Origin of the sequence: Roseateles sp., from assembly GCF_019237615.1 — a bacterium.
Classification (GTDB): Bacteria; Pseudomonadota; Gammaproteobacteria; order Burkholderiales; family Burkholderiaceae_C; genus Pelomonas.
This window is the reverse complement of record NZ_JAFAGT010000069.1, coordinates 23,207-45,092: the sequence shown is the minus strand read 5'-3', so window position 1 is coordinate 45,092 and position 21,886 is coordinate 23,207. Positions and strand designations below refer to the sequence as shown.

11 protein-coding genes are annotated in these 21,886 nt (G+C 65.7%); 4 read left to right on the top strand and 7 right to left on the bottom strand.

Going from position 1 to position 21,886, the window contains the following annotated elements:
- Positions 1–11: 11 nt before the first annotated feature.
- Positions 12–1,049, top strand: coding sequence for a YncE family protein (locus tag JOY88_RS14005; protein ID WP_293503243.1), 1,038 nt, complete (start codon positions 12–14; stop codon positions 1,047–1,049).
- 336 nt (positions 1,050–1,385) lie between these two features.
- On the opposite strand, the gene JOY88_RS14000 is transcribed toward JOY88_RS14005, so the two are convergent.
- Together JOY88_RS14000 and JOY88_RS13995 are read right to left on the bottom strand one after the other, a co-directional pair.
- On the bottom strand, positions 1,386–2,411 hold the full coding sequence (locus tag JOY88_RS14000) for a response regulator (RefSeq protein ID WP_293503242.1): 1,026 nt from the start codon (positions 2,409–2,411) through the stop codon (positions 1,386–1,388).
- Entirely contained in the window at positions 2,408–5,356 is a 2,949-nt protein-coding gene (locus tag JOY88_RS13995) for an MHYT domain-containing protein (RefSeq protein ID WP_293503241.1), read from the bottom strand. The genes JOY88_RS14000 and JOY88_RS13995 overlap by 4 nt, the downstream gene beginning before the upstream one ends.
- 765 nt (positions 5,357–6,121) lie before the next feature.
- On the opposite strand from JOY88_RS13995, the gene JOY88_RS13990 reads away from it, so the two are divergent.
- From JOY88_RS13990 to JOY88_RS13980, 3 genes are read left to right on the top strand one after another with little or no spacing between them, the layout of a single operon-like run.
- The gene (locus JOY88_RS13990) at positions 6,122–8,014 is read left to right on the top strand and encodes a TOL_0244 family TonB-dependent receptor (RefSeq protein WP_293503240.1); all 1,893 of its coding nucleotides are present in this window, start codon (positions 6,122–6,124) and stop codon (positions 8,012–8,014) included.
- Positions 8,014–8,568: a TOL_0243 family YfiR-like periplasmic protein gene (locus JOY88_RS13985; RefSeq protein WP_293503239.1), complete on the top strand. Its 555-nt coding sequence runs from the start codon at positions 8,014–8,016 to the stop codon at positions 8,566–8,568. Before JOY88_RS13990 ends, JOY88_RS13985 begins: the two co-directional genes overlap by 1 nt.
- 2 nt (positions 8,569–8,570) lie before the next feature.
- Positions 8,571–10,502, top strand: coding sequence for a sensor histidine kinase, YfiR-like protein-associated (locus JOY88_RS13980; protein WP_293503238.1), 1,932 nt, complete (start codon positions 8,571–8,573; stop codon positions 10,500–10,502).
- Positions 10,503–10,626: 124 nt separating this feature from the next.
- On the opposite strand, the gene JOY88_RS13975 is transcribed toward JOY88_RS13980, so the two are convergent.
- From JOY88_RS13975 to JOY88_RS13955, 5 genes are all read right to left on the bottom strand, one after another.
- The gene (locus JOY88_RS13975) at positions 10,627–12,432 is read right to left on the bottom strand and encodes a M61 family metallopeptidase (protein WP_293503237.1); all 1,806 of its coding nucleotides are present in this window, start codon (positions 12,430–12,432) and stop codon (positions 10,627–10,629) included.
- Positions 12,433–12,454: 22 nt separating this feature from the next.
- Positions 12,455–14,149 carry a flavin monoamine oxidase family protein gene (locus JOY88_RS13970; protein ID WP_293503236.1) on the bottom strand — a complete coding sequence of 565 codons (1,695 nt, stop codon included), beginning with the start codon at positions 14,147–14,149 and terminating at the stop codon, positions 12,455–12,457.
- 40 nt (positions 14,150–14,189) lie between these two features.
- Positions 14,190–16,295, bottom strand: a complete 2,106-nt coding sequence (locus JOY88_RS13965; protein WP_293503235.1) for a thiamine pyrophosphate-binding protein — start codon at positions 16,293–16,295, stop codon at positions 14,190–14,192.
- 119 nt (positions 16,296–16,414) lie between these two features.
- Positions 16,415–18,424, bottom strand: coding sequence for a lipoxygenase family protein (locus JOY88_RS13960; RefSeq protein ID WP_293503234.1), 2,010 nt, complete (start codon positions 18,422–18,424; stop codon positions 16,415–16,417).
- Positions 18,425–18,704: 280 nt separating this feature from the next.
- Positions 18,705–20,537 carry a flavin monoamine oxidase family protein gene (locus JOY88_RS13955; RefSeq protein ID WP_293503233.1) on the bottom strand — a complete coding sequence of 611 codons (1,833 nt, stop codon included), beginning with the start codon at positions 20,535–20,537 and terminating at the stop codon, positions 18,705–18,707.
- Positions 20,538–21,886: the final 1,349 nt, after the last annotated feature.

The following is a 21,886-nucleotide window of genomic DNA, read 5'->3' as shown; positions in this document are numbered from 1 at the left end:
AAGGGATCGCAATGAAGACCTCCGTTGCGGCGCCAGGCGCCGCGTTGCTCGCCGTTCTGGCGCTGTTCCCTTGCCAGGCCAGCGCCGACCCGGCGCTGCGCCTGCTCGGGCGCACCGACATGCCCACCTACCAGGGTGATTTCGACCACTTCGGCGCCGATCTCAAAGGAAAGCGCCTCTTCCTCGCCGGAGAGGACGGCGGTACGCTGGAGGTCTTCGACCTGCGCAGCGGTGAACGCATCACCAGCGTGCCCGGCATGGAGACCCCCCATGCCATCCACTATCAGCCCGAGACCAATCGCCTCATCGTCAGCAACAGCGGCGACGGAATGAGCAAGGTGCTGGATGGTCGCAGTTATGGGGTCGTGGAAACGATCAGACTGACGCCAGGTGCCGACGTGATGGCCTACGATGCCTCGGCACGTCAGCTCTGGTTCGTCACCGGAGGTAAGAACGCGGCGCAGAAGCTGCCGATGACCGTGCTCTCCCAGGTCGATATCCGCACGGGCAAGGTGCTGGGAGAGGTGAGCTTCGACACTGACTTCACCGAGGGTGTTGTCGCAGAGCAGAAGGGCTCCCGCGTGTTCGTCAACGTCGCGGGCAAGAGCGAGATCGCGGTGATCGACAAGAAAACCCGCAAGCTGCTCTCCACGTGGCCCGTCACCGAGGGGCAGAACAACTCGGCCATCGACCTCGACGAGAAGAACCAGCGCCTCTTCCTCATCACGCGCAAGCCCTTCAAGCTCGTCGTCAAATCCACGGTCAACGGCGAGACGGTGGCCAGCTTCGAAGCGCCGCCGCGCACCAACGGTGTGAGCTTCGACGCGAAGAACCGGCGCATATACGCGGCCGGCGACGGCTACGTCGCGGTGTTCCGCCAGATCGATGCGGACCACTACGAGGAACTGGAGAAGGTGCCCTCCGAGTACGGCGCCAAGACCTCCTTTCTCGTGTCCTCTCAGAACCTGCTGTACGTGGCCGTTGGCGGCTCAGACAAGGGTCTGGCTGGGCTGTTGCGCTACGAAGTTGTCGGTGCGGGAAAGGAGTGATGCGTCCGGCTCGCCTCTCATTGCTCTTTGCTAACGCCCTCCGGGCCGCGCAGCACTGGCAGGGGGCGGGCCACCGATGGTGACGGACGATCCCGAGTCGCCCGGGATGGGCATTGGGAAATCAACGCCGCGGCACCTATAGCCGCACGCACGCCGAACGCAGGTTGACCACGACAGAATGCCGCCACCGGTGCGGCCGCAAGTCATCGACCTGACTGGCGCGGTGAGTTGACAGCCGCTTGAGGATGTCCCTCAGCTACGCATCGGGGTGTTCCCGCTGATGCGTGTCGGGTGCGGCAGGCCCTGATGGCCGGGCCCGCCTGCCCGCTGGAAGCTTCAGGGTGCTTCGCTCACAGCATGCGCCACCTCGGGCTCATCCGCCCATCGCCGCTGGATCTCCAGCAGGTCTGGCACCAAGCCGATGAACTTCTCCACCAGCGCGGGATCGAAATGCCGCCCCGCCTGCGCCTGGATGTGTTCCAGCGCTTGTTCCACCGGCCATGCGCTCTTGTACGGCCGCCGCGTGGTGAGCGCGTCAAACACGTCGGCAATGGCGACGATGCGGGCCTCGACGGGAATCTGCTCGCCTTCGAGGTTTCTCGGGTAGCCGCTGCCGTCCCATTTCTCGTGGTGGGCCAGCGCGATGGTGCGGGCCATGCGCAGCAGGCCCGAGGGGTGTTCGCCGATGATCTCGGCGCCAATCTCGGGGTGTCGGCGCATGATGGCCCACTCGGCCTCATCCAGCGGGCCAGGCTTGCGCAGCACCGCGTCGGGGATGCCGATCTTGCCGACGTCGTGCATGGGTGCGGCATTGAGCAGGTCATCGGCCCAGGCTTCGTTGAAGCCCGCGGCCAGCGCCAGACGTCGCGAGAAGTGGCTCATGCGGATGACGTGCAGGCCTGTCTCGTTGTCCTTGTACTCGGCGGCGCGGCCGAGGCGCTGCACGATCTGCAGGCGCGTCTCGCGCAACTCGTCCAGCCGTACGAGTGTGAGGTGGTTGCGCACACGGGCACGGACGACGGGCGCGCTGACGGGCTTTGTGATGTAGTCCACCGCGCCGACGTCAAGGCCGTGGGCCTCGTCCTGGCTGTCGCTCAGCGCGGTGACGAAGATGATGGGGGTTGACGCGGTCGCGGAGTCGGCCTTGAGGGTCCGGCAGACCTCGTGGCCGTTCATGCCCGGCATCATCACATCGAGCAGGATCAAGTCGGGCCGCTGCTGGCGTGCGAGCGCGATGGCCCGCTCGCCGTCGGTGGCGAACAGCAGTCGGTAGTCGGCCTGCAGTACGTGGCGCAGCACCTGCAGGTTGGTTGGCTCGTCGTCCACGACGAGCAGGCGGGGGCGGTCGTCGGTGGTGATCATGACGTGGCCAGTGAGCCGCGCAGCACGCGCAGCAGGGATTGGGCCTGGTCGAAGTCGAAGCTGTCCACGGCATCACGCACCGGTTCGAGCGCGAGCGCAGGCAGCAACGCGGCCAGCTTGGTCAGCGTGGTTTCGGGCAGTTCGCCCTGCTCCAGGGCGGCGATGGCGTTCTCGAGCAGGGCGTGTGCCTGCGTAGCTTGCTGCGCGTCCATTGCGCAGGGGGTCGAAGCGTTGTGGGGCGCTTCGGCGGGGGCGCTGGCCTGCGCGGCCAGCGCCTGCGTCACATGGTGCCAGGCGGGCACGAGAGCGGCGAGGGCGCTTTCGGCCGACGCTGCGTCGGCTGCACGGGCCGCGCCTTCAAGCTGCCCAAGCAGCGTGTGCAAAGGGCCCAGCGCGAGGTTGCCCGCAACGCCTCGCAGGCGGTGTGAGAAATCGGCCAACGACTGCCAATCGCCAGCGTCATGCAGGGCGGCAAGCCGTTCGGGCAAGGCCTGTTGCTCGTGGGTGAAGCGCTCGATGGCATCGCGCAGCAGCGGCGCCTGGGTCCACAGGCGCAGGCCCTTTTCCCAGTCGATGGGTGGGTGGCTGTCGGTGGGTGGCGTTTCGATGGCCGTGCCTTCCAGATCGCCGAAGGCCGATATCGAAGCGGCAGCCGCGGGGCTGATGCCGTCCGAGCGCAGGCCCAGCACGCGGGCGATCTCGTTGTAGAGGCGGGGCAGCTCCAGCGGCTTGCTGGCAAAGCCGTCCATGCCTGCGGCCCGCGCGTCACGGCGGTCCTTCTCCAGCACGCTGGCTGACAGCGCAATGATGGGCACGGACTTGCGGCGCTGGGCCTGCTCGACGACGCGGATGCGGCGCGTGGCCTCGAGCCCGTCCAGGCCGGGCATCTGCAGATCCATCAGCACGATGTCGAAGTGCTGGTCGGTGCAGAGCCGGATGGCGTCCTCGCCGTTGTGGGCGGTGGTGACGCTGTGGCGGCCGCGTTCCAGCGTCATCTGCAGCAGCTCCAGGTTGTTGGGGACGTCGTCCACGGCGAGCACGCGCAGCGCCGGCAGCACGCGGGCGCTTTGCAAGCCATGCGTGACGGCGTTGGCGTCGCCAAGCGGCATGGGCAGTCGCACGCTGAACACGCTGCCCCGGCCCAGGGTGCTGCGCACGCTGATGCGGCCTCGCATCAGCTCGACGAGCTGGTGCGAGATCGTGGTTCCCAGGCCCGTTCCGCCGAAGCGGCGAGTGGTGGACGCGTCGGCCTGCGCGAAGGGGTCGAAGATGCGCTCCAGCGCCTCGGGCGCGATGCCGATGCCGGTGTCTTCCACATCCAGCAGCAGTTCGTTGTCGGCATAGCGCACGTGCAGCCGCACATGGCCGCGCTCGGTGAACTTGATCGCGTTGCCGACGAGGTTGACGAGCACCTGCTGAAGCCGCAGCGCATCGCCGCGCACGAACTCGGGTTCGGCCTGCGGGTAGTCCAGCTCCAGCGGCAGCCGCTTCTTGCTTGCGGTGATGCGCAGCGAGGCGAGGGTCTGCTCGCACAGCTCGCGCAGCGAGAAGTCGGCCACCTCCAGTTCAACCGCGCCCTTCTCGAGCTTGGCGGTGTCGAGGATGTCGTTCAGCAGGCGCAGCATGGAACGCGCGGCGTTGTGCACCGTGCCGAGGTGGCGGCGCTGCGAGGCGTCCAGCGGTGAATCCAGCAGCGCCTCGGTGAAGCCAATGATGGCGTTCATCGGCGTGCGGATCTCGTGGCTCATATTGGCCAGGAAGGTGCCTCGCGCGGCAGCGGCGGCTTCGGCACGGTCGCGGGCCTCTCGCAGCGTCTGTTCGTGGTCGAGGCGCTGGCGGATGTCGGTGATGAAGCTCACGTATAGCGGAGCTCCCTGCACATCTACGCAGCCCACGGCCATGCGCACGGGGATGAACCGGCCGTCCCGGGTTCGCATCTCCGTCTCACGGCTGCTGCCTGCCGTACGGGCCAGGCTGTGGACGGCGGTGTTGTCCTCCTGCAGCGTGTCGGGCGCCAGCATGCGCGCGTGCTGGCCCAGCACTTCGGCGGCGTCCCAGCCCAGCATGCGCTCTGCGGCGCTATTGAATGCCTGAACGACGCCCTGGCCATCCACCATGAAGATGCCATCCACGGCGGTCTCCACCACCGCTTGCAGGCGGGACTCGTTGCGCTGCGCATGCAGGAACAACTGCCGGAAGCGCAGGCTGACGTTGATGGCGACGACCAGCATGCTGAAGATCAGCACCACCATCGCAATGACTAGAGACATGGCCACTTGCTCGTGGCCCTGGGTATTCGCCGGACCCACGAAGCGCAGCGCCGCCATGCCCGTGTAGTGCATGCTGGTGATTGCGATGCCCATCACCGTGCCTGCCACCAGTGTGGCGAGGTGGCTGCGCTGCCAGTGCCGCAGGCCAAAGCGCACCCACAGCGCCAGCGTGGCCATCGCCACGGCCACGACGATGGAGATGCCGAAGAAGATGGGGTCGTAGCGCATGACGGACATCGCGCTCGATGCTGCCATGCCGCTGTAGTGCATGGCGCCGATGCCCGCGCCGACCAGCACGCCGCAGCTCAACAGCGTAAGGGCATTGACGCGCCGTCGGGCCAGCAGCCACAGGGCAATCCACGCTGCGATCACGCTGGGCAGGATGGACACCGCCGTCACCCAGGGCGAGAAATCCCCCGCCGCACAGACCGAGAAGGCCAGCATGTCGATGAAGTGCATGCCCCAGATGCCGCCGCCCAGCGCCAACCCGGCCGTGCCCAGCGTCCAGCGGCGCATGCCACCACTTTGCGCACGCTGCGCCAGCTCTGCCATGTGCAGCGCCATGACCGAGGCGCCGATGGCCAGCGCCGCGGACAGCGCGACAAGCCAGGGGTTGTGTTGCTGCAGCAACAAGGCGTCGAGGGGACGGCCGGTGACGAAGAACTGCTCAAGCATGAAGAGGCCGATGGAATCGGGTCACGGAGACGGGCCGCCCGCGATCTTCGCCGTGCCAATCTCTGGTATAGGTGTTACCACCGAGCCTGGCGTGACCTTGTTCATGAACTTCGGGCGGGGCGTACGAGCGCTACAACACGCTGCGTCCTCGGCCAGCCCAACAGCTCGCCCCACTTCGCCCAGGCGCAGATGGCGGAGATGAGCGACCGCTGGCGCTGGCGCGTTCGGGGTCACGGCGACGCGCTGAACTCAGCTTTCGAGCAACACGCTTGCGAGGCCCCCAAACGCTTGACGCCGTCCTCCACCCGGGCACTCCAGGAGTGCCCGGCGCTCAGGCGCAGACCGTTCGGGAATCGTCTGCTGGCGGAGAAGATGTCACCCGGTGCGAAGCAGCTGCCGGCCTCGATGGCCCGGTCGAAAAGCGGGCGTGAGTCCAGCCGCCGCGGGACGGCCAACCAGAGCGCATGGCCACCCGTGGGCCGACTCGCCTTGGTGTCGGGCGGGATGCTGGCCTCGATTGCACGGGGCATGCGCACGAGGTCCGATTCCGGCCGGCGCCGCAGGCTACGCAGGTGGGCGTCGCACGCTCCGCTGAAGGGGGAGAAACATCCCGTTCATGCGGAGATCCTCCTGGGCCAGGAGGGCCGGGCATGAGAGATTGCCACCGCCATGTGCTCACGTTATCGTGCCGCGTCCATGGACAGTTGCAGGAGGCGAATGCGACCGTTACCGACTTGGCCCGGCATCGTTGCTGCAATCGCGCTCGTGCCCCTGGCTTTGCCCTGGCCTGCCCGGGCTCAATCCAGCCTCGTCTATCTCAGCCTCGAAGAACTGGGCAACGTCACCATCACCTCCGCCGCGCGGCGCGAGCAGCACCTGGCCGACGCACCGGCTTCGATCTTCGTCATCACGGCCGACGATATCCGCCGCAGCGGTGCCACGCGACTGCCGGAGGCGCTGCGGCTGGCACCCAATCTCCAGGTCTCCGAGGTCTATGCCGGTGGCTACAACATCACCGCACGGGGCTTCAACGCCAACTCGGCCAACAAGCTGCTCGTCCTCATCGACGGGCGTTCGGTCTATTCGCCGCTGTTCGCCGGCGTGTTCTGGGATGTGCAGGATGTGGTGCTGGAGGATGTCGAGCGAATCGAAGTCGCCAGCGGCCCGGGCAGCACGCTGTGGGGTGTCAACGCTGTTAACGGCGTCATCAACGTCATCACGCGCAGTGCGGCCGATACCCAGGGCACGCTGGCGTCGGTGTCGGGAGGCCGGCGAGAGCGCTCCGCCGCGCTGCGCCATGGCCTGGGCTTGCCCGGCGGCGGGGCGCTGCGCTTGTACGTCAAGCGCAGTGACCTGAGCGCGACCGAGACGGCAGCCGGCGCTCCTGTGGCGGATGCCGGGCACATGTTGCAAGGGGGCTTGCGCGCCGACTGGGGGGGCACGGGCGACCGCTTCACGGTTGTCGGCAACGCCTATCGTGGCAACCATGGCCAGCCCAAGCCTGGCACCATCGTCATCAATGGTGCGAGCTTCGCTCTGGACACGATACGGCTGTCCGGCGCCAACCTGCTGGCGCGCTGGGAAACGACGCTGGCGGGCGGCGAGCTCAGCGTGCAGGGCTATCTGGACCGCACGGCGCGTGTCACGCCGCCCTTCTTCGACGACACGCTGACCACTGCAGACGTGGAGCTGCAGTACACGTTGCGCCCGGCCAGGGGCCACACACTGGTGCTGGGCGGCGAGCTGCGACGCTCGCGTGACCGTGTGGAGCACGGCTCGCCGATGTTCGCCATACTGCCCGAGCGCCTCAACCAGGCCTGGAGCAGCCTGTTCGCGCAGGACGAGATCGCGCTGACCGACGAGCTTCAACTGACGCTGGGTGCGCGCGTCGAACGCAACGACTACACCGGCAGCGAGTTTCTGCCCAGCCTGCGTCTGGCGTGGAAGCCATCGCGCGACCATCTTTGGTGGGCCTCTGTAACGGATACGGTGCGGGCGCCATCGCGCTTTGACCGCGACGTCTATATTCCGGATCGGCCGCCCTATCTGCTTGGCGGCGGCCCGGACTTCCGTAGCGAGACGGCGCGTGTGCTGGAGCTGGGCTACCGCGGCCAGGTGCTGCCGGCGGTGACGCTGTCGGCCACGGCCTTCCACGCCGACTACGATCAGCTGCGCACTCAGGAGCTGGCCGCCAGTCGTACATCGCTGTACTTCGGCAATGGCATGAAGGGCCGCGTCAGCGGCGTCGAGGCCTGGGGCATTGTGCAAGCCGCACCCTGGCTGCGCCTGTACGGCGGCATCGCGCTGCTGCACCCGAACATGGCGCTCAAGCCCGGCAGCCACGACACCGGTGGCTCCGTGGCTGCGACCGAAGGGGCGATGCCGCGACGGCAATGGCAGTTGCGCGCGGCCTTCGATCTGCCGCGTGAAACGGCGCTGGATCTGATGTTGCGCCGTGTCGGCGAACTCGCGGCGCCCGCCGTGCCGGCCTACACGACCGCGGACCTGCGCCTGGCCAGCCGCCTCGGAGCCGACACCGAGATCGCGCTGCTGTGCCAGAACCTCTTCGACCGCGCCCACGGCGAGTTCACCGCGGTCGAGACGCGCACCCAGCTGCGCCGCAACCTCATGCTGCAGCTTCACATGCGCTACCGCTGATGGCCGTGCCGTCCGTCCGACTTCGTCGTCGCTTGCTGCTGCTCGGGATGATGGCCCTGCCTGCCGCTTCAAGGGCCAATGGCGAAGCCAGCACCGAGTATCAGATCAAGGCCGCCTTCGTTTGCAAGTTCGGCAACTACGTGGAATGGCCGGCCGAAGCGTTGGGGCGGTCGGGGGAGCCCTTTCGCATCGGCGTGTTGGGCGACGAGGCTGTGCTTGAGGTGCTGCGGCGCACAGCGGCGGCGGCCTCGGTGGCCGGCCGGCCCGTGGAGATGCTGCCCTTGAGTCGTGCCGACCTGCCCGACGGACTGCATGCCATCTACATCACACGTTCGGTGACGGCGCAGGCCGCGAGCGCGCTGGCCGCTGCGCGCGGTCGGCCCATTCTCACCATCACCGAGCTTGACCAGGGCCGCACGGCGGGCATGATCAACTTTGTCATCGTCGACGACAAGGTACGCTTTGACATTCAGTTGCCAGCCGCCGCCCAAAGCGGGCTCAAGATCAGCGCACGGCTGCTCGGCGTGGCGCGACGCATCGAAGGACGAAACTGACGATGCTTAGGTTCTCGCTCCAGCACCGGCTGCTTGCCGTCACGATGCTGACGACACTGGTGGCGCTGTTCGTTGCGCTCGGCGCGATGGTGACCTACGACTTGCACGCCTACCACGAGGGCTGGGTAAGCGACCTGCAGTCCCAGGCCGAGTTGATTGGCCGCTCGACGGCTCCGGCGCTGGAGTTCGATGACGCGCGAGTGGCTCACGAGAACCTCTCGCTGCTGCGCCTGCAGTCGCGCGTCCACGCCGCGGCGGTCTACGGCGCCAACGGCCAGAGCTTCGCGACCTATACCACTTCAGGAGTCGCGCCACCCGCGCGTGCCGAGCCGCCCGGTGTGCGCTACGACGGCCGCGACCTGCTGGTGGTGCAATCCATACTGCAAGACGGTCGCGAGATCGGTCGCGTCTACCTGCGTGCCGAGTACGGCCTGTGGCAGCGCGTGCCCACCTACGTGGGCATCGCCACGGCCGTCGCGCTGGCGGCTCTGATCGTGGCCCTGATGCTGTCGATGCGGCTGCAGCGGGCTGTCGTTCAGCCCATTCTGGCGATCGGCAGCGTGGCGCGTGACGTGATGCTGCGCCAGGACTATTCGCGCCGCGCACCCAAGGCGCGCGACGACGAAGTCGGTGTGTTGGCCGACTCCTTCAACGGCATGCTCGGTGAAATCGAGCGCCACAGCCGCGAGGTGTTGCGGCTCAACGAGGAGCTGGAGGCCCGCGTGCGCGAACGTACGGCCCAACTCGAGGCATCCAACGAAGAACTGCGAGTTGCCACAGCGGCGGCCGAGAAGGCCAATCGCGCGAAATCGGAGTTCCTGTCCAGCATGAGCCACGAACTGCGCACGCCGCTGAACGCCATCATCGGCTTTGGCCAGTTGCTGGGCGGAAGCGTCGCGGAGCTGGGGGGAGAGCGGCGCCAGGAATACGCTGAACACATCGTCGGCGCCGGCAAGCATCTGCTGACGCTGATCAACGAGATCCTCAACCTCGCTCGTATCGAAAGTGGTCATGTCGAGCTGTCCTTGGAGCCTGTGCCCCTGGACGGACTGCTGGACGAATGCCGCCGGATGATGGAGCCCCTGGCCACGCAGCGTGGCATCGTGCTGCGCTTTGAGACCAGCGGGGGCTTCGTCGTCCATGCTGACCGCACGCGACTCAAGCAGGTGCTGCTCAACCTCGTCAGCAACGCAATCAAGTACAACCGCCCGAATGGCACGGTGACAGTCGGGGGTGAGCTGACGGACGCGCGTCAGCTGCGCATCGCTGTGCGGGACACTGGCGCAGGGTTGGCACCCGATCAGGTCGAGGCGCTGTTCCAGCCCTTCAACCGCCTGGGCCATGAGGCTGGGCCCGAGCAGGGAACGGGTATCGGGCTTGTCGTCACGAAACGGCTCGTTGAGTTGATGGGCGGCCGCGTCGGCGTGCAGAGCACGCCCGGTGAGGGCAGCGTGTTCTGGGTTGAACTGCTGGCCAGCGAATTGGCCACGCTGCCCAAGACCAGCGCGGCACACATCGACGCGCTCCCCGCGAGCGTCCGGGAGGGGCCGCCAGCTACAGTGCTCTATGTCGAGGACAATCCCGCCAGTCTGCGGCTCGTCGAGGAGCTGCTAAGGGCGCGCCGTGGCTTGCGTCTGCTGACGGCCAGCAATGGTCGCTCTGGCGTGGAGGTCGCCCGGGCTGAAAGGCCCGACGTCATCCTGATGGACAACAACATGCCGCTGATGACTGGCCGTGAGGCCCAGGCGCTGCTCAAGCAGGATCCGCGCACCGCACATATTCCCGTTATCGCGCTGACGGCCAATGCAATGCCCGATGCCGCCGCCGCGAGCCTGAAGGCCGGGTTCTTCCGCTATCTGACCAAGCCGCTGGACGCGGCGGAGCTGATGAATGCGCTGGACAGCGCGCTCCAGTATTCCCTGGAGCGACGCTAGCATTTCCTCCGCCCGGACCGCATTCACGGCCGCGCGCCAAACGCCATTGAGCCTACCGGTTCTTCTGTGGGGGGGCTTTGTGGCGCGCAGGTGGCCTTCGTGGAGGCGCTTCCGGCGGGCGCGCTCAGACCACGGTTTCGATGCCATGGAAGTTCTCGTAGAAGGACGGCTCGAAGACCTGCCCCTCGGCCAGGGGAAAGCGCTGCTCCAGCCAGGTGTAGAGGCGCTCTGCCTGCTCCACGGTGCCTTGCCAGCGCAGTCGGATGATCTGCCGGTGGCTGCGGGGCCTCATCGAGAAGGTCAGACTGCGGTGTCCACGCTGTACGCCCAGGCTTACCATTCCCTCATGGCTGGCAGCCCAGTTCAACGCGGCGGCCGTGTAGCTGAAACCGTTGACCGTGCTGATCACGTCGCCCGGAGCGAGGCCGCTGTCACCGGCGGGGCTGTCGTCCAGCACGTTGTAGATCGTCGGTGCACCGTTGTCGAGGAACATCAGGCCCAGCTGATGGGTGCTTTTGTGCTCGACGAGAAAGCCCAGCTGACCCAGCAGGTCTTCGGTGCTCAGGCCGCCAGGCTGGCGTACCGTGGCGTCCAACATGTCGCCGATGGCGGGCTGCAACTGGCGAAAGTACGCTATGGCGTCGTTCGTGCTGTAGCCCTTGCCATTGGGGCCGCCGCTTGCATATTCCTCGTAGAAGCCGCGAAAGGCCTTGTCCAGCGTGCGCACGGGCGAGCCTAGCCGGAGCATCGCATCCACGCCAAAGGCAATCAGCATGCCTTTGTCGTAATAGTCAATGCAGTTGCATGGCCGGCCGGCGTACTTGGGCGCATGGTTGAGGTAGGTGGCCAATGAAGAGTCCGCCGCGCTGACCCGCTGGTAGGCCGGCACGGCGCGCAGATGCTCCAGATAGCCCACCAGGTTGCTAAGGAACTGCGCCGGGCTGTAGACCTGGGCGCGGGTGCAGGCCAGGAACTCGTAGTAGCGGGTGAAGCCTTCGGCCATCCACAGCCCCTCGCTGAAGCTGCCGCTCTCAAGCTGTTGGGAAACGTCCATCAGCGGCGAGGGGCGCAGCCGGCGGACATTCCAGGCGTGAAAGAGCTCATGGGCGCAGACGCGCACACCTATGGCCCGTTGGTCCGGATCTGTGAAGACGTCCGGCCCCAGGCCGCACATGGTGCTTGTCAAGTGCTCCAGCCCCCAAGAGGATTGGGGGTTCAAGCTGAGGACGAAGCTGTAGTCTTCGAAGGGGAAGCTGCCAAACTGCTTGCGGTAGCCGGCAGCCACCGTGCAGATCTGGTCCACAAAGCCGTCGACCTCCGCCTCGAAGCCGACACCACGATCCACGAAGGCGAAGAAGAACGGCGTGCCTTCGACGTACCGCTTGATCAGGTCGTAATGGCCCATCACCACCGGGGTGTCAAGCAGGGTCTCGTAGCTGGGGTAGCGCCAGCTGTCCGGCGAGACCGGCTGCGCGCCGCTGGGGTGATGGATGCTGCCCTGCCAGTCAGGCGGCAACTCGTAGCTGACCGTGCAGGCCCCGAGGTGTTGCGGGCTGTGCAGATAGCGCGTGCCCAGCAAGACAGCGAACTGGTTGTCGAGTATGCCGGAGGGTTCGCCCAGGTCGGTGGCATAGGCCCAGGCCCGATAGCTGACGGTGACGTCGCCGTCCCCGCCTTCGATCCGGTAGGCCTGCCAGCCCTCACGATGCAGGGCCAACGGGTGCTCGTCTCGGGTGTTGAATGCCTGCAGCTCAAACAGGTCCCTGCCCAGTTGAGTGAAGGTGTAGTTGCCGGGCACCCAGCTCGGCGTCTGAAGGTGCAGGGTGCCCTGTGCAACCGGACCGGTGAGACGCATGCGCACGTGTAGCTCGTGCGACTGCGGATCGACCCGGACCCGGTAGTGCACATCGGAGAGCGAGGTCTTGCTCATGGCATGTCTCCTGGCTGCGCGTTCACATCACCCTGGGCGGGATGGGGCGGAGCATGTTGGCCTTGTCGCTACTGGCCTTTGGCGTGGGCTCAATCTCCAGCGCGGCCCGGATGCCGGACTCGATCGCGCCCTCTATCCAGGCGTGGCGCAGCGTGGTCCAGTCCCCGGCGAAATGCAGGTTCCCCAGCGGCGCCGAGACCATCGGCTGCAACTCGCTCAGTTGACCTGGCGCGAACATGGCCGCCTCGCCCATGGCAAATGGGCTTTCATCCCAGAAGACCGACGCACCGGAGATGAAGTGCCGACGGATGTAGTCGCCATGCAGCTGGGCCAGGCCATCCAGCGAGAGCTCGATGCGTTGGGCGTCGGTTAGGGAACCCCAGCCGCGGGCCTCGGTCTCCCAGGTGTAGCTGGCCAGCACCACGCCGGCCTGCTCGCCAAAGCCATGACTGGGGTAATAGACCATGCGGTTGGAGAGGTCCGTCACAGAGCCACCGCCCCAGATGTCGTCCCGCGTTTCCCAAAAGCGCTCATCGAACGCGAGCAGAACCTTGGCCGCAGAGTCGTAGTAGAGGTTGCGGATCATCAGGCGTTTGTCCTGCGGCAGGCATGGGTGGAAGTCGATCGTGCGCATGCACGGCACAGGCACGGTGAGGATGACTTCGTCTGCCTCGAACTCGGGCACAAAGCTCGGAGCCTTGAGCTCGCCGCCGAACTCGACGTCGCCGTCCCATTCCTTGTCGAAAGGCGAGAAGCGCAATGTGGCTCGCCCACCTTGGGGTGCATAGGCCACGCTATCGATCCACTGGTTGAAGTGCACCTTCACCCCGGCGGCCGTCAGCGGGGCGAACCAGGCCTTGACCAGGTTGTCGCTGCCTTGGGTGATCTCCCAGTAGGTGTTGTTGGAGTTGATCAGCGAGATCTCGATGAGGTTCTGTACGAAGCTCAGCGCGCTGCGGCTTTCCAGGTTCTGCAGTACCTCCACGTACTCGATGGCCTTGCCGGGCAGCAGGGAGAACTGTCGCAGGAAGCCCTGCACCGAATAGTTGTCGTAGCGTGCGATGGCCACCGGCCAGTTGTTGCGTGGGTCCTGATTGACGAAGTCCCGGACCTGGTTGGTGACCGAGCCCAGCAGGTCGGCGGCGTTCATCTTCTGCAGAGGCTGGGGCAGGGCCGAGATGTCGTAGCCCAGGGACTTGGCCGGGAACTCGGCCGCCATGTAGTCCCGTGTCCGCATCTTGATGCCATTGACGAAGGTCCAGGCGTTGTATGCCTTGGTGGCGGGCTTGATCGGGGCGTTGTCGCAGATGACCTGGTTCTGGTTCTGCCTGTTGATGCTGTCTTTCTCCACATCCACCTGGAAGAAGGTGTTCACCGGCACCTGGTATTTGCAGATATAGGTGCGTAGCAGGTCGTGGTAGACCAGGGGCAGGCGCATGGCGCCTGCCTCGCCGTAGAGATCCGGGCGTCCGAAGTACCTGCTGCCACGCAAGGTGTGAATCCGTCCACCCACCCGGGTGTTGCCCTCGAAGATCGTCACACGATGGCCGGCTTCGGCCAGCAACTGGGCCGAGACCAGGCCGGCCATGCCGGCACCCACGATGGCGATCCTGCGGGGCTTGCGGGTCTTGGGCAGCCCTTGCTTGATGATCTCGATGTAGTGCTTCACCACCGGGTCGTCCGACTCGGGCAGCAGGTCGTGGAAAGTCTTGGTCATGGGAGTCTCCGGCGAGCTGGTGATGCAGGGGCGCCTGCTGTCAGTCGGCTGGGCGGGGCGAGGCCCCACCGAGCTTCCAGCGCGTATTGCTGGGCAGGTCGTCGCAGACATTGCGCACGGCGACCAGGGTGAAGGTCGAGCGACGCGTCTGCGGTGCGGCGTCGGGCGCGAAATCGCAGCAGCCCGGACCAGCCTTGCCACTACAAGGCCCCGAAGGTTGGGCGGGCGGTGGTGACCCGGCCTTGATCTTCTCCAGCACCGACGCCAGCTCGGCATTGGTGCTGACCTCGTAGCCCACGCCGCCGAAGCCCTCCGCCAGTTTTTGCCACTGCCACAGCGAGGTCTCCGGGACGCGGGTGAAGGGAGCGAACTGCGGAGGTGCCGTGCTGCCACTGCCCGGGCCGAAGGCGCCGGCGTTCACCAGGAACTGCTCGATGGCGAACACGCCGTTGGCCATCACGAAGACCACGTTGTCCAACCCCAGCGCAGCGATGGTGCCGATGGCATTGGAACTCTGGCTGAAGGCGCCGTCGCCGGAAACGCTGATCACACGCCGTTGGCTGCCCAGGGATTCCTGTGCCAGCTTGACGCCGTAGCTCGCTGCGGGCGAATAGCCGATGGCGCCCCAGGCCAATTGGGCAATGAAGCCGTTCTGCGGCACCTTGACGTTGTTGAGGTTGTAGAAGGTGAGCCCGGTGTCGGCCAGCAGGATGGGGGCATCCTTGTGCTCGTCGTTGCCGAAGCTGCACAGGTACTGGTGGTGCAGCAGGGACTTGAAACTGTCCCAGGTGATCTGATCCTGTGCGCCATAGCTGTCGGGCGGTGGGATGTCCCAGACGGCGCCAACCAGCTTGGGAAAGGGAGCGTTGGGCAGCTTTCCCTTTGCATTGATCAACTTCTCCTGCACCGGTTCAAGCGCGGCAAACTTGCTGACCAGGGCCCTCATGGCAGGGCCGCTTGGCTCGCAGATCAACTCCTGCAGCTGGCTGACAAGGCCACCCAGTTGGATGTCCCCCCAGTAGAGTTCACGATGGTGATGGGTCAGTCCGGCATTGATGCGCGCGGCGCCCAGCCGGACCTCGATGCTGCGCTCCAGCGGCAGGCCGGGTGCCTGGCCCGGGTCGGAGTCCGTGCTGACCACACCGGAGAAGTTGAAGTCCGTCTCCTGCACGCCAAGGCTGAGGATGACGTCGGCGTTGTCGATCAGGTCCAGCACGTTCGCCTGCGAGTTGCGACCGTTGTAGGTGCCGCTGAAGTGGGGCGCGCTGTACTCGCTGAGCACGCTCTTGCCCAGCAGGCTGGAGAGGTAGGGTGCCTTCAGAACTCTGAGCATCTGGCTGAACTGCTCCTGCAGGCCGAAGCGCGCGATCTCCACGCCGCCCAGCACCACCAACCGCTTGGCGTCGACCAGCACCTGCAGCATGCCGGCCAGGGCTTCGTCCAGCGACTGGCTGTCCTGCGGGATGGGGGACCTCTTCAGCGCGGGGCGGCTGGACACCGAGGCAACGTCATAGCCTTCCAGGGTGTTGGAAATCTCGATGTAGACCGGCCGTGAGTCGGTGATGCAGGCTGTGAGTGCTGCGTCGATCAGGTCTGGCGCCAAGACCGGGTTGTCGATGCGGACGGCCATGCGGGTGATCTGCTCGTAGATGCGCAGATCCGTCAGGGAACCATCGAACATGTGGTGCCACAGCACGCCCTGGTCGCGTTGCGAGTTGAATTGCGCCACGGAAGGTGTGCCGTTGATCAGCACTAGCGGCACATGCTCCACATAGGCGCCGGCCACGGCTTGCACGGCGTTGAGAGAGCCCACGCCATAGGTCGTGGACACACAACCCACCGTCTTGCCGCCGCCGGCACGGCCGAAGCCGTCGGCGGCGTAGGTGGCGCACATCTCGTTGTTGGGGTGGACGCGGATCAACCCGGCACTGTCTGGGCCGTCCAGTGTCTCAACCCAGTCGCTGATGTAGTCGCCAGGTATGGCCATCACGTACTTGACGCCGATCTCGGCCAAGCGCTTGTTCAGGTAGCTGGCCACCGTTTCCCGATCTCCCTGGGCCCAGGCGCCGACCCTGCGGTTGGAAGGGGCTGCCGGTGATTCGGTGGCGGGCTTGCGGAAGTACCGCTGGAACATGGATTGGGTCATGAGGCCGCTTTGGGGCATGGCGACTCCTGGGGCAGTTCGATGGTGGGCGGCACAAGGAGGGCGAGGCGGTCATGTCGTCTCGTCCTCCCGAGCGGTGCGGGCAGCGAAGTGGGTGACGATCAGATCTGGATCTGGTTCATCACGGGGGCGTTCAGGTAGGCGGGCGCGCTCCATGGGGAGAGCCCGGCGCTCAGGTAGTAGTAGCTGAGGCTGTTGGGTACCGGCTGCGCGCCACTCCAGGAAGCGACGCGCCGGCTCTGGTTCTGGGTGATCAGGCCGTTGACCGAGCTCGGGCCGGTCCAGATGGCGTTCCAGAAATCGCTCACCGCCTGCTGCTGCGCGGAGCCGGCTGCGTAGGGGAAGACCTTGAGCATGCCGCTGGCACTGCCGCTGTCCTGGGCCAGGGTGTCGGGTGGTGTGACTATCGCGGTGCCGTTCATCACAAAGCTGATCTGGTTCTTGATGAGGTCCAGGCCTGCCGTGGTTTGCGGGTTGGGCAGTGCGTTCAGCACAGCCGCCTGGCTGACGCTCTTTGCGTCTACCGGCGGTGCCGATTGCATGGCGAAGGGCCCGTTGGGCGTGAAGGCCCAGCCATTGAGCATGGTGTCATTGACGGCCGTGTGCTGTGTCGAACAGGTGAACAGCAGGTTGGTGAAGGCGCCTTGCAGATAGGCCATCGTCGGTGTCCAGCTGAATCGCGCTGTCCCGTCGTGGTTGAAGGCGGCCTGGGTGGTCTCCATCCAGGCGTTGAGCCCCGTGTCGCTCGCCACGGCGGCGTCGTTGGCGTAGCTGGCCTTGACCACGTTCCCGACAAAGGCCTCAATGGCGTTCCACCAGACCAGGCCGTCGTCTCGATAGGGGTACTGCAACTGGGCGATGGCCCCCTGCTGCAGACCACGGCTGGACAGCTGGGCGGTGAAGGCGTTGGCGTCGAAGCTGTAGTTCTTGAACAGGTCGCTGACGACCTGATAGAGCCCGACACGCCCGGTAGGCAGCACCGCGTCGCAGAAGTTTGGCTTGGCGCCGCTGGCCTTCTGGTAGATGCCGCTCTCGTCGCTGCCGGGTGCGCTGATCACGACAGCATTGATGTCGAAGACCTGGGCCAGGAAAGGTTGGGCCAGGAGCAGCATGGGGTGGTTGGCCGCCAGCTGGCCCTGCTGAACCTGGTTCAGCGCAGCCACGCCGAAGAGCATGTCGATGGTGTGGGTGTTGAACAGGTGCGAACCGCTGAACCACCACTGCTGATCGGCCGAGGCGGCCCAGAGCTTGGCCAGCAACCAGGCATTGCCGTCCGGGTCGGAGGGGTCGTTGGGCGTGAAGATGTAGGACTGCGGATCGGTGCCCTGGATTTGTATTGCCAGGGGGCGCAGCTGCTTGCCGGTGGTATCCACCTGGAAGAAGCAGATCGGGGCGGCCAGATAGCGGCCCTTGACCACAAGCTGGTTCTTCACCGCATTGCCGAGCACCGGCGTGTAGTCGCAGACATACAGCGCGCCACTGGCCTGGGCGGCGGCCAGCGTGCTTGCCAGCGTTGCGAGCTGACCGCCGTTGCTGGCGGCCTGGACCCAGCTGCTCACCTGGTAACGCTGGGCATCGGCCTGTTGAATGACGTTGGGGTTGGCGCCACCCAGCCGTTGGCGGGCGAACTCCAGGTCATCGGCAATCCAGTGCGTGCTCAGCGCAGCCACCTGGTCCGCGGAGAAGGGAGCGGGAGAGCTGGGGGTGGGGGCGAGGTCCCACATGCCCTGCGTGTACCACTGCTGGATCAGCGTCGAGGCGGTGCTGCCGTTGTATGTCTGTTGCGGCACATTGGCCTGGATGTACTCGTTCTCCGCAGTGACTTGTGCCGTGCGCTGCGGGTTGTACTCGTACCAGACGGGGCTCCATAGCCAATTGGCGGGCACTGAACTGAGGGAGTTGAACCAGGGTGGCATCACACCCTGGAAGGTTCCGCTCACCGGGTACTGGTCGGTGTCGTAGGCCAGATCCTGGGATGTGAGCCCGCTGTAGACATAGTCCACCACGCTAGGGGCATCGGCGGCCGCTGCCTTGCGCAGGACGCTCACCTGGGTGGCCGTCTGGTAGAGGCTGCTGGTCCGGTGCGACAGACCGGCCATGTAGCGTTGCATGGTGGCGGGGATTGCGGAAGAGAAGGCAGGTTGCTTGGAAGCCATGGTGAATCTCCCAGTTGATGGCACCGACCGCGAGTCCGACGCATGAGCGGCTCGAGTCGGATCGATGCCGATTGAGCCCATCCCGGGGATGGGCACCTTGATGCCTCTGCCTGTCTGTGCGCCAGCTTTGGGGGCGCGAGTTCCGTGCCGGGCAAAGGCTCTGAAGTTGATGACCTCGATGCCGACCTCGTGCGTCGGCGCCAGGGTCAACACGGGCGGGCTTCTCGCAGTGCGGTCAGTCCTCGGGCACGAGCAGCACGCTGCGCGCCATGTCCTCGATGTCGGCGCGACCAAAGCAGGGCAGCATGGAGGGCAGGATGAGGCCGCCGCCGAGGGCGGAACCCAGCTGCTCCATGGTGTGGCGGTTCATGCGCCCCTCCTGGATCAGGATCTCCCAGACCGTGCGAAAGGCCGAGTCATAGGCCCCCGCGATCCAGTAATGGACCATGTCCAGGTGCTCTCCGGCGAAGTGAAAGCGTCCCTGCGGTTCGCGAGCATCCAGGAACTTCTGCAGGAACTGGCCCGGGGCGAAGAACTCGAAGCCGCCGCCGGCCAGCGGGTCCTGGTTCCAGACGATGGACGCGCCGTGCCCGAGGTACTCCTCGCGGGCCACCTCGCCATGCAGGCGCACGACGTGCTGCAGGCAGACCTCGAACATCTGTTCCTGCGTGAGATGCGAGAACTTGTCCGCGTCGTTCTGCCAGCAGTAGCTGGCCAGGATGTATGACGAGCCTGGCTCGCCAATGCCGAAGGAAGGATAGACCACGCTGCGCACCGGCAGGTCCGTATTGCTCTGGCCCCCGCGCATGCCCTCGCTGTAGAGGCCGGGCCGCTCCCAGAAACGGCTGCGGAAGCCGAGCGCCACCTTGACCGCGTTGGTCATCTTGAGCATGCGTATGGCCTCGTACTTCTGCGCGGACCAGGACATCGGCGTGTCCATGAAGCGCAGCACCGAGAAGGGCACGGTGACGATGACGCGGTCGAACTCCTCCACTTCAGTGAGGTTGCCCTGTCCGAAGCGGTAGTGGACCCGAGCGTGGTCGCCCGACTCCTCCACACGGAACACCGAGGCGCCCATGATGATCTTCTCGCGGGGTATCCGATGACTCATCTCCTGGGCCACGCGATCCGTGCCGCCGTCCATGGCCCACCACTGCCTGGTGTCGTCGAAGGAGAAGTTGTCCAGCAGCATCTCCAGGAAAGCCAGGTCATAGACGCCGGTGTAGCTGAGCACGCTCTCCATGTAGTCCACGATACGGACCGGGTAGGGGACCGTGCCGTCGCCGACCTCCTGCAGGTAGCTGCGGCCCGAGTAGCCGTCGTAGCTCAGGATCTTGTCCCAGGCCGCCTCGATGTGATCGCCTTTGAGAAGATCCATGAAGGGCTGAATTGCGCGGTCAAGCAGCTCCTGCGCCGGCTTCAAGTTTCCCTGCGCGTCCTTGAAGTAATCGAACTCCGCTCCTTCGAAGAGGGGGTCGAAGCCCAGCAGGCGGTTGTTCAGGCTGGCTTCGTTGCGAGTGACCGGCGGCTGGCCATTGAAGCAAAGCAGGTTGCCGGCCTTGGGGTCGGTGCTGGCGTCGTAGAGGATGTAGGGGATGCGGGTGATTTCGCGGGCGCCCGGGATGCCGGGGGCGGTCCGGTTGAGATAGTCCCAGAACGCAAAAAGGCGAGACTGCAGCCAGGACTGCGGGAAGCGCATGGCGCCCAGTTCCGCATACTGATGCGGCTTGTTGTTGAAGTAGTGCGTTCGTACCCGGCCACCCAGGCGTTCTCCGGAGGCCTCCAGGATCTGGTAGTCGATCCCGAGCTGATCCAGCAGCAGCGCGGCGTACATGCCGGCCATGCCACCGCCCACGATGCCCACCCGTAGCGGCGTGCTGGTGGCTGCCGCCATGTTCCGGGGCAGGCCAGGGCGGGCTTCCTGCGGGGAGACCGAAGGGCGGCGCTGGCGCTCCTGTTCCTTCAGATGCTCGCCCAGACGTTCGACCAGCTGACGCCGGTTCTTGGCCAAGTTCTGGTGGTGTTGGTCGCGCCTCGCCTGCGCGGCCTTGATCTGTTCGGAGGACATAGCGATCTCCCTGTTGCCACGCTCGAAGCGCTCTTTCCCTGTCAGCGGTTAGCGCTGAAGCGGTAATCCGGGTGAGCGTCAGGGAGGGTTCTATCCAGCCTTCCATGTGCATGCATCCGCAAGTTATGGGATCAGTTTTACTTGCGGAATCCAGAGGTTCGATTCGAGCAATGCCGCAGTCGACATCTTTCCCATGAGTCAGCGTCATCGATATGCTAGCAGTGCAGAGCTGGCGATGGTGATCTCGTCCATAGACTTGATGATCAATCTTCAATGCACTGACATTGACGTTATGAATTTGACTGAGAAGACGGATTTTGTGGGGGGTCGTCGACATCCTGGATCCCCCGTTTCTTCAGGTCCTTCAGAGTGTCGTCAATGGCTTCCCTGGAGGAGGTGTGGGTGGCGCATCGCCCGTCCTGGGGCCGCCATGTGACGAAGATTGCTGCTCGCTTGACCTTGGCATCGGTCCGCGTCGGGCCTGCCGACTGATTCCGGTGCCGCGAAGCTCGCACGGCCACGCGCTGCAAGGACTCGTGGCCGGAGCCGAGGAGGCGCATGCGGGACGCCGGCCAATGGGGCGTCGACGGCAGCGCGTACTGGTGCGCCGCGAAGGCCCGCAACTCTGGCGAGGCCATTGCCGCCGCATCGACGGCGATGAGCGGTTGCACCTCACGCCAAGCAGACCAAGAAGCGATAGATGGTCGTGCAACGCCGACAGCACGCGCAGCCGAGCATGCGGGCCAGGCAGGGTCGATGGACCTTGTTGCCGAGGAGTTCGGCAACGGCGGCAAGCTGGCGCCCGGACCGCGGTCGACGCTCCTACAGGCGCGGCGTTGGCGGTGCCGCGGGACGTAGTCCCAATGCTCCCGAGTCGGATGCAATGGGCTGGCATCCCATGAGTCTTCGGCAGCGATGTCCGTGGCGGACGGCTTCAGAGGCGATCATCTTTGTTCGCAGCGATAAAAGTTTGTTGACAGCCGTCGATGCGGCCGTCGATACTTTTTAGATCATCACTTCGGAGCCGCTCGCGTGGACAGTGCCAGTAGTAGTTGCAGCAAATGCGTGCGTGCCGGGATGGCCGCCGCCTGCCTGGCCGTTTAACGCTCGCTCCGCGGGCCGGCCTTGCAGGCCGCAGCCCTTTTTCCTGATCAGTCGATCCGCCTGAGCGCCGGTGCGTGAGCACGCGGCCGGCGGTTGCGTTCGATCGTGCGCCGCTCGATGTCACGCCGACCATAGCGCCGGACGCGGGACGCCGCGTCCTGTCCGGTCGCGCCCCTTCACCTCAAACCACAGGAGCCTTCATGGACCCCGACCCTAGTTGGCGCCGATGCGCGCCCGATCCCGTG